The sequence below is a fragment of the Psychrobacter sp. NPDC077938 genome (assembly GCF_044542635.1).
In the GTDB taxonomy this organism is placed as follows: Bacteria; Pseudomonadota; Gammaproteobacteria; order Pseudomonadales; family Moraxellaceae; genus Psychrobacter.
In genome coordinates this window covers 51,735-66,249 of record NZ_JBITUW010000002.1, presented here as the reverse complement: position 1 = coordinate 66,249, position 14,515 = coordinate 51,735, and the positions used below count along the sequence as shown (strand labels likewise).

The 14,515-nt window shown below is 43.4% G+C and carries 10 protein-coding genes; 4 read left to right on the top strand and 6 right to left on the bottom strand.

The annotated features are described in order from the left end of the window. The first annotated feature begins 357 nt into the window (after positions 1-357). The 3 genes from nadA to ACIGBM_RS03815 all read left to right on the top strand — a co-directional run bounded on the left by nadA (position 358) and on the right by ACIGBM_RS03815 (position 4,493). Positions 358-1,497: a quinolinate synthase NadA gene (gene nadA, locus ACIGBM_RS03825; protein WP_296207404.1), complete on the top strand. Its 1,140-nt coding sequence runs from the start codon at positions 358-360 to the stop codon at positions 1,495-1,497. 70 nt (positions 1,498-1,567) lie between these two features. Next, complete coding sequence (nadB, locus tag ACIGBM_RS03820) at positions 1,568-3,478, top strand: L-aspartate oxidase (protein ID WP_397476817.1); 1,911 nt, start codon at positions 1,568-1,570, stop codon at positions 3,476-3,478. A 121-nt stretch (positions 3,479-3,599) separates the two neighbouring features. Continuing rightward, positions 3,600-4,493, top strand: coding sequence for a phosphatidate cytidylyltransferase (locus ACIGBM_RS03815; protein ID WP_371546906.1), 894 nt, complete (start codon positions 3,600-3,602; stop codon positions 4,491-4,493). A 26-nt stretch (positions 4,494-4,519) separates the two neighbouring features. Here ACIGBM_RS03815 and ACIGBM_RS03810 read toward each other — a convergent pair whose 3' ends face one another. From ACIGBM_RS03810 to ACIGBM_RS03800, 3 genes are read right to left on the bottom strand one after another with little or no spacing between them, the layout of a single operon-like run. After that, on the bottom strand, positions 4,520-5,347 hold the full coding sequence (locus tag ACIGBM_RS03810; protein WP_397476816.1) for an SDR family NAD(P)-dependent oxidoreductase: 828 nt from the start codon (positions 5,345-5,347) through the stop codon (positions 4,520-4,522). Beyond that, the gene (locus ACIGBM_RS03805) at positions 5,344-6,534 is read right to left on the bottom strand and encodes a patatin-like phospholipase family protein (protein ID WP_397476815.1); all 1,191 of its coding nucleotides are present in this window, start codon (positions 6,532-6,534) and stop codon (positions 5,344-5,346) included. Before ACIGBM_RS03805 ends, ACIGBM_RS03810 begins: the two co-directional genes overlap by 4 nt. Positions 6,535-6,537: 3 nt before the next feature. After that, positions 6,538-9,231 carry an alpha/beta fold hydrolase gene (locus ACIGBM_RS03800; protein WP_397476814.1) on the bottom strand — a complete coding sequence of 898 codons (2,694 nt, stop codon included), beginning with the start codon at positions 9,229-9,231 and terminating at the stop codon, positions 6,538-6,540. 265 nt (positions 9,232-9,496) lie between these two features. Between ACIGBM_RS03800 and ACIGBM_RS03795 the strand changes: the two genes are divergently transcribed. After that, entirely contained in the window at positions 9,497-10,408 is a 912-nt protein-coding gene (locus tag ACIGBM_RS03795) for a lysine exporter LysO family protein (protein WP_397476813.1), read from the top strand. Between the two features lies 1 nt (position 10,409). Here ACIGBM_RS03795 and ACIGBM_RS03790 read toward each other — a convergent pair whose 3' ends face one another. The 3 genes from ACIGBM_RS03790 to ACIGBM_RS03780 all read right to left on the bottom strand — a co-directional run bounded on the left by ACIGBM_RS03790 (position 10,410) and on the right by ACIGBM_RS03780 (position 14,459). Next, positions 10,410-11,642, bottom strand: coding sequence for a PIN domain-containing protein (locus tag ACIGBM_RS03790; RefSeq protein WP_397476812.1), 1,233 nt, complete (start codon positions 11,640-11,642; stop codon positions 10,410-10,412). Between the two features lie 37 nt (positions 11,643-11,679). After that, positions 11,680-12,963, bottom strand: coding sequence for an FAD-dependent monooxygenase (locus ACIGBM_RS03785; RefSeq protein ID WP_397476811.1), 1,284 nt, complete (start codon positions 12,961-12,963; stop codon positions 11,680-11,682). Positions 12,964-13,130: 167 nt separating this feature from the next. Then, the gene (locus tag ACIGBM_RS03780) at positions 13,131-14,459 is read right to left on the bottom strand and encodes a UbiH/UbiF/VisC/COQ6 family ubiquinone biosynthesis hydroxylase (protein WP_397476810.1); all 1,329 of its coding nucleotides are present in this window, start codon (positions 14,457-14,459) and stop codon (positions 13,131-13,133) included. Positions 14,460-14,515: the final 56 nt, after the last annotated feature.

Here is a 14,515-nt window from a genome sequence, read left to right as displayed (position 1 = left end):
CTTTGAGAATTATCCTTTTTTTCTGAAATGTGAAAGGCTATTGGGGTTAATAGCTATGGTATGGCTTAGTATAGCTCGAATCTAAAACTATCATAGTCTGTGGTTGTAAGTATGAAAAATCAATAACGATAAATAGTCATAAGAGGCATGAATTAGCACTATGTTTAAGCTCAATACGGCTTAATTACACATCACTTTGAGCACTAAACCTAATCTTTTGACTTATTGAGTATAAAAAACCACTTGTAATTATGCTCAAAATGAGCATAATTAAGACAACTTATAAATTTGCTATTCCCAATTATCTATTTTTTAGCTCATACATTTATCGTTATTGCACCAACAAAGGCTGCCATTATGAAAAAATATCCTTACGACGCACCTATCATGAGTACGGACAATCGCATCGCCACTCAGATGAATATTGAATATGCTAAGGCTAAAATGCCAGCAGATTTGCCTCGCGCTGAACGTATCATGGTTGAAGAAAATATCAAGAAGCTACTGAAAGAGAATAATGCCGTACTGGTAGCACACTACTATGTCGACCCTTTTATCCAAGACTTGGCATTGGCAACGGGTGGCTGCGTCGGTGACTCACTTGAAATGGCTCGGTTTGGACAAGCTCATAGCGCCCAAACATTGGTTGTCGCTGGTGTACGCTTCATGGGTGAATCAGCAAAAATATTAAGCATGGAAAAGACCGTCCTCATGCCAGATTTGGAAGCCGAGTGCTCGCTTGATTTAGGCTGCCCTGCTGATGAGTTTTCAGCATTTTGTGATGCTCATCCTGAACGTACTGTGGTCGTCTATGCCAATACCAGCGCCGCGGTAAAAGCGAGAGCTGATTGGGTAGTGACCTCATCTGTCGGTATCGACATCGTTCGTCATTTACACGCCCAAGGTGAGCCGATTATTTGGGGACCTGACCGTCATTTGGGCAAATACATCGCTCGTGAGACTGGCGCAGATATGCTGCTTTGGCAAGGGTCTTGTTTGGTACATAACGAATTTAAAGCCACTGAGCTAATGCAATTAAAAGAGGAACATCCAGAGGCCAAAGTCTTGGTACATCCTGAGTCACCTGATAGCGTGGTGGCACTCGCTGATGTGGTCGGCTCGACTAGCAAGCTTTTGCAATCAACGTATGAGATGGATGCTGATACCTTTATCGTCGCTACTGATTTGGGTATATTGCACGAGATGCAAAAACGCTCGCCAAACAAGCGATTCTTGGCCGCACCAACTGCTGGTGAAAGTGCAAGCTGTAAGAGCTGTGCGTTTTGTCCTTGGATGGCCATGAACGGTCTAAAAGGAATTGAGCAGTGCTTAACTAATCAAAGCGGTGAAGTGCTAATGACACCTGAGCTCGCGACTGCAGCAAAAAAACCATTACAACGGATGCTCGATTTTGCTGAATCACAAAAGCAACGCGTAGCCGCCAGTGGCGACATAGTAAAAGACCGTACACTGTTCGCTAACGTTGGGGCAGCCTAGCATGAGTCAGTCGTATTCAGTTGATCGTTCCAGCACTACTCGCTATAAAAATAACAGGAGCAGCAATGATATGAGTAATATTATAAAAACTGATGTTCTTATTATTGGGGCTGGTCTGGCAGGTTTGAGCACCGCACTATCTCTGCCAAAATCGCTGAATATCACTGTTTTAAGCAAAGCGGCACTTGAGGTGTGCTCAAGTCACTACGCTCAAGGTGGTATCGCAGCTAGCTTAGACAAAGCAGACTCTGTGACTGATCATGTCGCTGATACCTTAATTGCTGGTGCAGGATTGTGTGCGACGGATAATACTGCTCGTATCTTGGGTGCTGGACAGCAAGCGGTGCAGTGGTTATGCGAACAAGGTGTACCATTTACTCAATCTAATTTAACTAAAGAAAATGATAATACACCTGATTTTTCAGTCTTAACAACCAGTGACTTACACTTGACCAAAGAAGGCGGTCATGGCTGTAGACGTGTGGCTCATGCGGATGATGCAACGGGTCGACACGTGATGGATGCATTAATTACCAAAGCACAGACTGCGGCTAATATCACTATCTTGCCTTATCATGAAGCATTAGAGTTACTGACTTCACCTATGATTGGTGAATCTTCTTTTAGCATGAACGATAGCGAGATTAAACATTGCCGAGGGGTGCTGGTCTTTGATCATATCAATGAGTGTCAACTCACCATTTATAGTTCAGCTGTCGTACTCGCTAGTGGTGGCTTAGGTCAACTATTTAAGCGTGCCAGCGCGCCTAATGTCTGTGTTGGTGATGGCGTCATGATGGCATGGCAAGCAGGCTGTCGTTTGGCAAATTTAGAATTCATTCAATTTCACCCAACGGGTCTGGCATTAGATGATAGCAGCTTTTTGATATCTGAAGCGTTACGCGGTGAAGGTGGACGACTCTATTGTCCACAGACTGGTACGCGCTTTATGTTAGACGTTGATGAGCGCGCTGAATTGGCGCCACGCGATATCGTCGCTCGGGCAATAGCTAATCAGATTAGTAGTAACGGACTTGGCTATGTGCACCTTGATGTCAGTCACTTGCCAGCTGCATTTATACAAGCGCATTTCCCGCAGATTTATCAGACGCTGCTAGCATTCGGCATCGATATGACCACAGACCCTATTCCGGTCGCTCCGACTGCCCACTATAGTTGTGGCGGCGTGGTGACTGATGCCAATGGATTGACCGATATTGCAGGGCTGTATGCAGCAGGCGAAGTTGCTTATACAGGGCTGCATGGAGCCAATCGTTTAGCAAGTAATTCATTGTTGGAGTGTGTGGTGGTTGGTCGTAACATCGCAGCCAACTTGCCTCGTTACTTAACGAAATTGGAAAACTTAAAGAACTTAGAAGCTTTAGAGAAAACCGCTGAAGCTTTAGAAAAAATGGCACAGCCACATACGACTGCCTATTATGAACTGCATCAGTTAGCTGCCGACATTTGGCAATATCCGACATTAGAAAACACGCAATTTGTCATCTTGCCCTCTTCCAAGCAGTCATCGTATCCAATTTATAAAGCTGATAAAGCATTTCATTCTGACGTAAATATTGCAGAGATAACTATAGCATTGAAAGCTCTTTTGACAACCAATATGGGCATTACACGTAGTGCCAAACAATTAGAGCAAGCATTGCGACAAATTGAGCAGTGGCAAGAGTCAAACGAATATAATAAAACCATGCTATCTGATATGAGCAGTAAAGCCCCTACTACTGACAGTGAGCTTGCCATTTTTCAATTGGCGAGGCAATTAGCGTTAGCAACGATGATTGTTCAATCGGCTTATCAGCGTTTTGAAAGTCGCGGTGGGCATTATCGTGAGGATTATCCTAACTTAGCTGAAACGCCTTTAACCAGTATCATTCTGCCATTAAGAAAAACTACGCTTCACTCTATTAATCACATTATAGAAGACGAGCGTTATCCGATACCTGTTACTGATCATATTTAAGCGTACGACAGATAATAACCAAACCCATTAAGGGTGATATCTAACACTATAGTTAAAGAAGCATTTAAGCTATCATTATGGATAGGCTTAATATATTACCTTTTCTTTGAGTGTCTACGGTATGGCATCTGATATTGTGTTTGTGATTGCCCTGATGATAATCGTCAGCTTGGCTTGGAGCGTGCTTGCCGTACCTCGTCTGCGAAAACGCTTGCCAAAAATCTACTTGATAGCCCGCTCGTGGTGGTTGATGCTCGCCGCGCTCTGCACTTGCTATGTGATTGCAAAAATAACAAACGATACGCAAGGTTCTCATTCGCAAGTATATCCCTATCAATGGCTGCTCATTTTATTCTTTATATTAATTGGTCTACGCGGCAGCTACGAGATTAAACGCCTATGGTGTTTACGCAGTAAAGCCGTACTCATTAATAAACTCCAAGCGCAAGGCTTACAGCCAAATACTTCCCTACTAGCGAAAACCTCTCTCAATCTGACTCAACACTATACGCGGCTCAATTCCTTAGATCTGCTACTGAGTGTTGCATTCATCTCACTCATCATTAGCCTTGTAGCCTTACAGCAATTGACCTGGCAACGCGAACAATATGGCGTTTTACTCTTCGTATTATTTGCCAGTCAGTTCAACGATATTGCCCAATATCTATGTGGAAGACTGCTTGGACGTAAGCTGTTTAAACGAGGTCTAGCGCCGACTATTAGCCCGAATAAAAGCATTGAAGGTGCTATCTTTGGCAGTTTAGTTGCGGCAATGTTGGCAGCAGTATTAGGTCTTTGGCTCACCCCTTTTGATTGGTGGATCTGTCTATTAGCTGCCTATGGCTTGGCTGTAAGCGGTATATTTGGAGACTTATTAGAATCAGCCTTTAAGCGCCAGCACGGGGTAAAAGACACTGGAACGATGCTCGCTGGTCATGGTGGGGTGTTAGATCGGATAGACAGTTTACTGATTGGAGTGCCAGCATTTACTCTACTCTACTGGTTATTTGGTTAAATACAATCAAAGCACAGATAGCAGAGTCATTTGGCTTTATCCAGTTTACTGCGCAATATCCAATTGAGCACAGGCTTAGGTAAATAATTTAAGGCACTCGTGATATAGCGCATTGAGCGTGGAAATATCGCTAGTTCTATATTATCGTCAATCGCTTGCATAATATGATCAACCGCTGCTTGCGTGCTCATGATAAATGGCTTATGGCTAGCATCGCCATCGTTTAAATCACGTAGTGCTTGAGTATTGATATAGCCTGAGGCAATACAGTTTACTTGGATGTTATAAGGTATAAGTGCTGCCCGATAAGCGCTAGCCGTAGCAATCATTGCACGCTTGCTTTTTGCATATAGACTGGCATAAGGATAATCTATCGTGCCTGCGATAGAGGCAATACAGATGAGGCTAGGTCTATCACCTTTATTCATATCTAATGCCTGACATGACTGTTTTAACTGCTGCTTTAACTGACTGCTTGCCCATCTAAAAACTTGCTCAAACGCCTGTAAGTTAATCACTAGCATCTGGTCGCTATCTGCTTGATTTAAGTGATGGATACGCTCATTGGTGTAGCTACCCGCACTATAGATCAGCCTTTGAAATGGAATACCTGACAAATTGTCTAATAACGTTTGCGTTTGATTTGGGTCAGTTAAGTCGCATACATAAGTCACAATAGCAGGATGTAAGCTGTTGATATCGGCTATCTTTACTGCGCTACTTCCAACAACGCTTACTTGCCAGCCGAGCATCTGATGATGCAACGCCAAAGCTAAGCCAATGCCACTTGTACCACCAACGATAATGATATGCGGCGCATGGTTTTTAGTGATACCTTTTGCGAGGTTTTTCATAATTTATGCTGCTGTATATAGTCGACCGTACGCTGATAGCCATATTGCCATTGCGCCTGCATTTGCTGCACAAAACCGTCATAATCTCTGTGTATTAGCTCAACGGTCATTTGTTTTAGGTTAAAACGCTTTTGCACATTTTGCCCTCTCAGTTGCTGCTCGTTATCTGCAAATGGTAACCAATGTAGCTGACGGTTGTTGCTAGCCGCCGTATTAATGTGCGACGATACCTCCATCGGTTGATAACCGTGTACTGCTGCCAATCGCCTATTAGGATCAAAACCAAAAACACGCTGAATCGCGGGAGCAGCCAGCCATGGGTCATAACCTGCCTTAGTCTCTGCAAATACGCTGTTACCCAACTGACAGGCTAGCTCAATTGGTGTCAGATTAATCACACCTCCTAAACACCAGCCAAGCTCTGGGATATGTGTTGGCGGTAGATAGTACATGTCTGCCATAGAAGCGCGAATCACTGGGGCAAAATCCCATTGCGTTTGAACCTTTACAGAAGGGTGTATGCGTCCGTTTGCAAATGTGTGTGCAGGCGATGTCATTTGCCCGTCGGCCAGACCTGATGCAGAACGCTCAAAGCGCGGCGGCGCAAATAACAACTCTTGCAGTGCGAGTTTTTCACTATACAAACCATCAGTAGGTGATTGATACAATCGACTGGCAATGATAGCTATCTCTGGTGTTGCTTTATCAGTATTGCTAATATCATTATTACTAGTAGCAAACTGCGACAGCTCATCTAGCCAGTACTGATCGTTATCGATACGAAACATCGCCAACTGCTGTAACTCATTTAACAGTCGCTCGTAGCTGTCTGCTTGACGTTGTCTTTGTCCATTATCCCTTTGCTTTGATAACCGCCAACGTTTGAGTGCATGGGTCATATAGCGCAGCTTTAGACGTTTATTGGCTTCATCTGGCGCGACATGTCTGATGGCAGTGATAACGCGATACAACTCACGGCTGCACATCAACGCTTGCAAATCTTTAGGGTCAGGCGCAAGTTGTACTAAGTAAGCAGACAAACTACCACCGCAAGTACCAACGATAATGTCTGGCATCAAATCATGCGCTGCTAGTACTGCATAACTGCCCAAATAGTAACCAAAACGTGACCCTCCCCCTGAAAACAGCTGAACACGTTCGTAAGGTTTAACCTGCTCATTTTTCATCTATTACTCGTTATCAGCTAATGCAGTTTTAATCGCTAATGACACGGTAAAGATACCAAAGCGATCGATACGCATTGTGACTTTCTTAAAACCTGCCCGCTCAACCAATTGATCCATTTCCGCTTGCGAACGACAACGCATCACCCAACTACTGCCACGATGATTATTCAATGTTTTGCTGATAAATTCCTGCTCAGGATGCCAAGGTTGGTTGGTATAAATCAGATAACCGCCCGATTTTAAACTGTCATAAATACCTGCCAGAGCTGTCGCTGGTAGCGCATTATCAGAGAACAATTCAAATAACCCCGAAGCAATAGCAAGATCTGATTTTTTAGTATCGGCGCTAGTGTCATTCGTATCTGCATCAATATAACTGGCAGGATCAAAGGCATCCTTTTGACTGGTCACTACTCGACTGCTCATGGCCAAACACTCCGCCTTTGCTCGCAATGCTTGAATATTATGCATCTCATAATCACGCAATTCAGCATGCAAATCTGCAAACTCTGTTAGCAGATCAAATGCATAAAAACCATGTCCACTAGCGATATCTAACAGTTTTGGTTGGTATGATTTATTGCTGCTTTGGTTTTTATCTTCGAGATATGAAAGTGCTAAACGTGCCAACTCCAATATGTGCTCACGGCGAATACGAATACCTTGCCAGCCGATATTATTTAAATAAAACTTATCGACTGCCTGTCCAAACTTATTCTGACCGCTGGGCTTATTGTAATAGACATGATCCAGCGAATGACCTGAATCAAATCCATGCTCAAGCCCTGTGGCAATCGCATCGCTGACATGACCAAATTTCTGCATCGCAAAACGGGTAATGGCAAAACTTGGATTGAATGGTTTAATCGCCAAACGATCCACTTTATCTTTACTGGCACTGTTTAAGTGAGCGGTACTCAGATCAGGGGCTTGGACTGGTGTGCTAAATATTTGCTCAGCAAACTCAATACAATCGGCGAATACGTCGGCTTTATTGGTCTCATGAAAAATTGCATGATAGCTGTCTGGATACAACTGCCAGCGTTTGATCGGTGTGCTAATCGCCTCATAGAATTCCCGCTCAGCCTGCTTATCGACCACATAATCCTTTCCCGCACATAAGACAAACGTCGGTACGGTGATAGCACCAGCATCATCGAGTAGACGCTGACCCGTTGCATGGGTATCAATGAGTAAATCGGTCGAGATACTGTTGGAGATTAACGGATCAGCATTGTAGGCTTGCTGCGCGTCTTTATCATGGGTCAGTACTTGTGCTTTAACATAGCTGCTGACACGTGACATCAGTCCTAGCGTACGTGCCACCTTTAGCGATGGTATAGCAAAGGGCAGATACAAGCGAATACTGAGCGCAGGCGTGCCAAGTATCATGCCACGAATATTAGGCGCATAATCGTGTACCCATGCTGCTGCCAACACTGCGCCGATACTGCTAGCGACAATCAATGTATCTTCGATAGCAATACCTGTTTGCCCAATCACCAGTTGTACAAAACCTTCTAAATCTCGCTCAAGCTCCGTGACGCTCTCTGCATGATCTTTTATACCCCCTGAGCGCCCATTACCGCGCGCATCCCAAGCGAATACTTGATAGCCAGCTGTTGCAAACTGCTCTCCTAGCTCTGCCAATCGTCCCGAATGCTCATGTCCTCGGTGCAATAAGATAACTTGGCGCAACGGTTGGTTGGCTTGCTTAATATCTTCTAAAGGCTTCGTTAGCCAATAGCGATAATAAATAGCCGTGCCATCGTAAGCGTTATAACAGCTCTCACCATTGATGATTTTAGATGCAGGCAAGTCAAAATCAACACTGGCCTGTTCTTCGAATTTTTGACTATCAATGGTTGTGGTTGGCATTTCTTTGAACTCCAATGGGCGAGCGTTATCAGTAGAAGTATTTGGCAAAACAACAGTAAGAGATAGTGAGGTGTTTGTTGACTCACCCAGAACGGATCGCAGCTCAGGTGGGTTACGCATTAAGTATAACTCTGTCATATAACGTAGTCGATTGAGACAGGTCTTTAATAACATCACCTCTGTTAATATAAATAATTGACTCATTTTGATAGCAGGTAAAGCCACCTGCCCTTTAATACTTACTGGCGCTTTGGCTCTAATGCCCATAAACGCACCAAGCATACCTAATAAGAAGGCACGATCGCTTTTGCCCAAAGGCCCTTGGTTAGCACGAACACCTAACATGGTATTACTAGTAACGCCCAACAGCTCGGTGCCAATACTAAGCGCGATCAGAGCAGTGATATGATGCTGAGAAGTTGATATATTCGTTGGCAAGTTGGCTATTAACGTTTGCTGTTCTTTATCATTGATATGATGGGTCAGAATATGAGGGGTCAGGCTCGCTAATAGCGCCGTATCGGCAACCACATCACCTACTTCGTTTAATACGGCTCCTAGCGTTGATGCCTGGCCATGCTCACGCGCCATCATGCCATCGATGGCATTGAGTGCCATACGTACAAACAATGATGAAGGCAATAGAAGCCACAGCCTCTGCTGTTCAGCTGCTGGTTTGGCAATGATATAAGCAGTACCGATACTTAATAAAACAGCGGATACCGTCACTTGGTTAGCGGTAATATTTTGCTCAACCAGCGTATTGCTTATCGGACGTAATTGATTTTGAAACTGAGTTTTGAGCTGATATAGCGACATGAGTCTAGCCAAATATTTTCAGTACTTTAATGTAGCAACAAAAGTTTATAAGGTAAAGAATTACAAAGCGCTCAAAAACGTTCAAACATTTTGAAAAAGATATTTATTATCATCATTATAATCGTCCAGTTTTTTCCATTTTAGTCAACAACGACCAATGATTTGCAATGAATCTCAGTGGCTCATATCAGTATTGTTAACCTTATATGGTACAATCTTCAGCTTCTTAAAAACGCCTTATTAAAAATGCTGCGAGCCCGTCATCATGCAAAGCCTAGTCACCCTTGTTCTGGTATTAATGCCAATGTTTATTGGCTTTGCCATTCCGTCTAACCCTACTATGACAAAAGTGGCCGACAAAGGTCTATCATATCTAGTATTTATCATACTGGCGTTGATCGGTATTGAGCTGTCTCAGGTAGAAGGTCTAGGTAATCAGCTGGGGGAAATTGCGCTGTATGTCACTGTATTATCAATACTGACAATTGGCACAGGTTTATTTGGGCTGATGTTGTTCGATCACCTGCGTCCGTGGCATGCCAAAAAACCAAGCGTAAAATCTAAAGAGCATCGGGTGAGCATTCGAGGTAGCTTGGCGCAAGTGGTTTGTGTGGTGATTGGGATGGTGATTGGCTATTTTTTGCCTGCTGATTATATGCCGCCTGAAAACTCTATGACTGTCATGCTGATGATTTTGATATTACTGGTCGGTATAGGCTTAAAAGGCTCGGGCATCACCTTAAAAGAAGTATTACTGAATAAACGCGGCGTAGAAATGAGCATCATCTTTACGCTAGCGGTATTGGTAGGCGGGCTTATTTTCGCGCTACTATTTACGGATGTGTCATGGACGAAAGGCTTAGCACTATCGTCAGGGTTTGGTTGGTACTCGCTATCAGCGATTGTCATGACCGATGCTTATGGTGCAGTTTGGGGCAGTGTCGCGTTGTTTAATGACTTAGTACGTGAGTTCTTTGCGTTAATCTTTATTCCAGTATTTATGCGCAAATACCCTTCCGCCGCGGTTGGGCTTGGCGGCGCGACCAGCTTAGACTTTACCCTGCCTATCATTCAGCAGTCAGGTGGTCTAAAAGTCGTGCCACTAGCGATTAGCTTTGGTTTCCTCATTAATATTGTCTCGCCAGTGCTGATGGTGTTCTTTTCGGCGCTTGGGTAGGCTATATTTTGTAGAGCAGCTTATTCGTATTTGATATTACGATTATTTTATTACTAACCATCTGCTTAACTAGCTTATCAATTGCTTTAGTATCCTCATTACGTAGATAGCTTTTAAGATAGTTTATTAAACTTGACTTTTTGGATGGTCGAGTACCTGCTGGTCTACTTTTTAGCTGTGCTATTGCACGTTGATATGTTGTAGCAGAGTCTTTGCTATTCTTATTATCATCTTGTGAAACTTTAATCGAATTTCCTTTGACATTATTGAAAGGTGAGTAATAGATAGCTTTATTATCCTGTTTTATTACTGCCCTCTTTTTGAGGTAATTTATAACTAAATCAATTTGATCTTGACTATTTGCTTGGCGATAACTTGCAAGTTTTTGCTTTATCACATTATTCAATCCATCAATTTCTTTTGCCTTACTTCGTAAAACTTGATCAGTGACTAAATCTAATATTCCTTGACTGTCTACTTTATAACTTAGTTTTTCTCCATTTTCATCAAGTCTAATAAGTCCTGCTTTGATAAATTTTCCAAAAACCTGTTCAAAAATATAATCTTGCTCAGTACTATTAAATCTCTCTAGTACTGTCACTGGAACGTACTTCTTTATCGAGTACAATAGGTTAGATTTATAGCTCGGTAAAAAAACCTTACGATTGACAATGCTATCAAAAACCAATACATAACACTCATGTATAACCGATTTGGGAACGCTCTCTTCAAGGCTTTGCGCTAAAGATTTCTTATTGTCCATGGCAACGCTAGTAACTTCATCACACAAAACATTATGACTGTCTTCGATGACAAGTTGGCTTTTTTTTATATCTGATGCACTTTCTATGTTTGACTCGTAAGCCACAGTTAGCTGATTAGCATTTTCTAACCGCATGATACTCATACCATCATAGGCACTATTGAGATGCTCAACCAAGATATCATAACCACTATCTCTTGCTAAAATACAAACATCAGCACTAGGATCAATTTCAGAGATTTTGCCAAGATAAAAAGACAAGTAAAAATCTAGCGCATTCTTCCCTGCATGTTGCATCTTAATAATATGCACATTTTCATTATCAAACCTGAGCAAGTTTTCAACCAATTCAAGAGGTAAACTCTTCTGCTGATTGATACCCAAAAACAGCCATACATGGCATTCATCTACCTCTACATTATCGAAGCTTTTGGGCTGAATGTTTTCATAATCAATTAAAATATGCTTCATCAAAATATTCTTATCATTTAATAAAAGTTACGATTACTTATACCCCACTCGCCTGCTTCGCAAACAAACGCATCAATGGCTTGATTTTGCTGACTCGGTACATACCTTCATTACGGATTTTCTGCACAGGACGCATTTGGGCAAGCGAGCCTGCAAATAACCAGTTAAGCGCAGAAAAGCTGTGCATCATCAGGCTATTATGCGGACGGCGCGTACGCTCATAATGACGTAGCGTTTGATTGCTGCCCCAAAGCGTACCACCACTACGGGTAAAGTCATGCTTTAGCTGTTCACATAATACTGTCACATCCAGCATGCCGAGGTTCAACCCTTGACCTGCCAGCGGATGTACGCCATGAGCTGCATCGCCAATAAGTACCAAGTTATCAGCCACGTAGCTTTTCGCTTGCTGTGCCGCTAATGGAAAACTAGCGATAGACTCAATCTGATTAATCGCACCCAACTCGTAATTGCTGGCAGCTGCTAACTTATCAGCGATAAAACGATCTTCTTCCTCTATCAATGCCAATGCTTGATTGCGCGGCAATGTCCATACGATCGACTGCCAATGCTGCGGATTTGTCTTATCAACATCGGTTATATCAGCTAGTGGCAATAGTGCCAGTGTGCCCGTCGGTAGCATAGCTTGGCGTGCTGTCGCTTGATGCGGTTTCTCAGTCTGAATCGCACAGCAAATCGCGGTTTGATTATAATCAAGCATATCTACGCCAATCCCTGCTTGCTGACGGACAAATGAACCGCGACCATCAGCACCAACTAATAGGCGTGTATCAATCGCTTCGCCATTGTCCAGAGTGACACGGTAGCCTTGCTGCACCCCTAGCCAATCCATATTGACAACTTTATGATCAGCGATAAGGGTTAGATACTCACTAACATCAGCTTCATGCAAGCGTTGCCATAATGCGTGCTCAATGACAGCAGGCTCAACCATACTACCTAATAATGTAGGCTCATGAGTTTTACTACTACCATCCTCGGCGCCAATATCTTCACTTTCGCCAAATAATAACTCACCCATACCATTTAACTGCCACACTTGCATTTGCGAGTAATCTGCTTTGCGTTTAGAGGCGGCAATATGTTGCCACGCGCCAACGTCCTTAAGCAAATTAATACTAGCCATACTGAGTGCATAGACACGCGCATCACGTTTGCTAAGTACGTTTTGCCAAGCTGATTCATCACGTGCAGGACGGGCATCAATCAACGTCACTGGCATTTTGTCCTGCGCCAGCTTTAGAGCAAGTGTTGCCCCAACGATACCGCTACCGATAATCAGCGTATGGTTGTTTTTCATAAGGTGTCTCTCAATATTGTTCAATATTAGAATGCTTATTATCAATCTTAATTACAGTTAGTTGATTCAGTTTAAAAGAGAGACAAGGCAACCGAGTGCAGATGTATAGGCAATACTTCAAGCGAGGTTAACGCTGGCACTCTTTTAAAGAGGATTTAACTATAGCGCTATGATTTTAAACCCATCGCATAAGTAGCAACTAATGGCTTAATATTTGGCAATTTATCAAAGGCCAACAATGCTATATTTCTTGCCAGTTTAATCGCTGGGTTAGGATGCGTGAAGCCATGTACTACCGCATCACAAAAACGAATCACTCGCTTCTGGTCGGTTTGACGTGCTTTTTCATAACGCTTTAATAGCTGTGCATCACCGATATCTGCGCCTTTGAGCACTTGTGCATTTAGCATTTGTGCCAGCACATGCGCATCTCGCATACATAGATTAAACCCTTGACCAGCGACAGGATGCAGAGTGTGAGCTGCATTGCCCATAATGACGCAGCGCCCTTCTACTTGCTTATCTGCTAGTACGCGGGTCAATGGATAGGCGCCACGGCGCCCAGCAGTGGTAAACTTGCCAGCGCGTTGACCGAAAGCTTGTTGTAGCGTCTGCAAGAAATAGGCGTCGTCTTCTAAGTATCTGGTTTCTTCACCTGTTGGGCATACCCACACCACGGAGCGTCTGTAGCCTTGTTGATACTCATCATTACCATCGCCCTCTGGATCAGTCAGTGGGAGCACGGCAAGCGGGCCAGCTGGACTGAAACGCTCAATCGCTGCATGCTCGTGTGGCGTATCTGTCTCTACTACGCCGACGATGGCCGTTTGCTGATAGTCATACGTCGTTGTACCGATATCTAGTAATTGGCGTACTGTAGAATCACGCCCATCACAAGCGACTAATACGCTAGCTTGCAGCTGCTGCTCGTTTTCGGCTTCATCGTTATAATTAAAGCTAAGTGTCACACTATCGGCCTGCTGCTGGACAGTCGTCACATTGGCATTATCTATCAAGGTAATCAATGGCGCTTGCTGTGCGGCTAATAAAAGTTTACGACCCAGCCAAGCGTTTTCGATGACTTGCCCAAATGACTCAACGCGCTCTTCTGCTTTATTCAGCTGCGCGCGCCCAAAGCTGCCTTGCTCACTAATCTGTACTGTGTCGATACGGCAGGCATGGCTCTGTAATTCATCCCACAGTCCAATCTCTTGATATATCTGTACCGTGCGCCGTGATAATGCTGTATTGCGACTGTCTAAATAATGGCTGCGAGTACTGTCATCCGTTGGACTGATGGTTGGATAGCTGTTTTTTTCTAATAAGGTACTCGCAATCCCGTGATGGGCCAATAGCAATGCAAAAGACAAACCAACATGACCACCACCTGCGATAAGCACTTGCTGGTCAGTTATCGCTTCTTTATTTTTAGATATGCTGTCAAACTTTTTAGGTATGCTGTCAGTATTGGATAAATGTGAATCAGTATCTTGCATCGTTATTTTCCTATTATAATTTTTGGACAAGTAGTTTATTAATGATAGATAGCCGC

Bases quoted from the DNA above. Each gene is read 5' to 3' on its own strand.
- ACIGBM_RS03795 (WP_397476813.1), top strand. From the start codon at position 9,497: ATGCAAAGCCTAGTCACCCTTGTTCTGGTATTAATGCCAATGTTTATT.
- ACIGBM_RS03785 (WP_397476811.1), bottom strand. From the start codon at position 12,963: ATGAAAAACAACCATACGCTGATTATCGGTAGCGGTATCGTTGGGGCA.
- ACIGBM_RS03805 (WP_397476815.1), bottom strand. From the start codon at position 6,534: ATGAAAAATGAGCAGGTTAAACCTTACGAACGTGTTCAGCTGTTTTCA.
- ACIGBM_RS03780 (WP_397476810.1), bottom strand. From the start codon at position 14,459: ATGCAAGATACTGATTCACATTTATCCAATACTGACAGCATACCTAAA.
- nadB (WP_397476817.1), top strand. From the start codon at position 1,568: ATGAGTAATATTATAAAAACTGATGTTCTTATTATTGGGGCTGGTCTG.
- ACIGBM_RS03790 (WP_397476812.1), bottom strand. From the start codon at position 11,642: ATGAAGCATATTTTAATTGATTATGAAAACATTCAGCCCAAAAGCTTC.
- nadA (WP_296207404.1), top strand. From the start codon at position 358: ATGAAAAAATATCCTTACGACGCACCTATCATGAGTACGGACAATCGC.
- ACIGBM_RS03810 (WP_397476816.1), bottom strand. From the start codon at position 5,347: ATGAAAAACCTCGCAAAAGGTATCACTAAAAACCATGCGCCGCATATC.
- ACIGBM_RS03815 (WP_371546906.1), top strand. From the start codon at position 3,600: ATGGCATCTGATATTGTGTTTGTGATTGCCCTGATGATAATCGTCAGC.
- ACIGBM_RS03800 (WP_397476814.1), bottom strand. From the start codon at position 9,231: ATGTCGCTATATCAGCTCAAAACTCAGTTTCAAAATCAATTACGTCCG.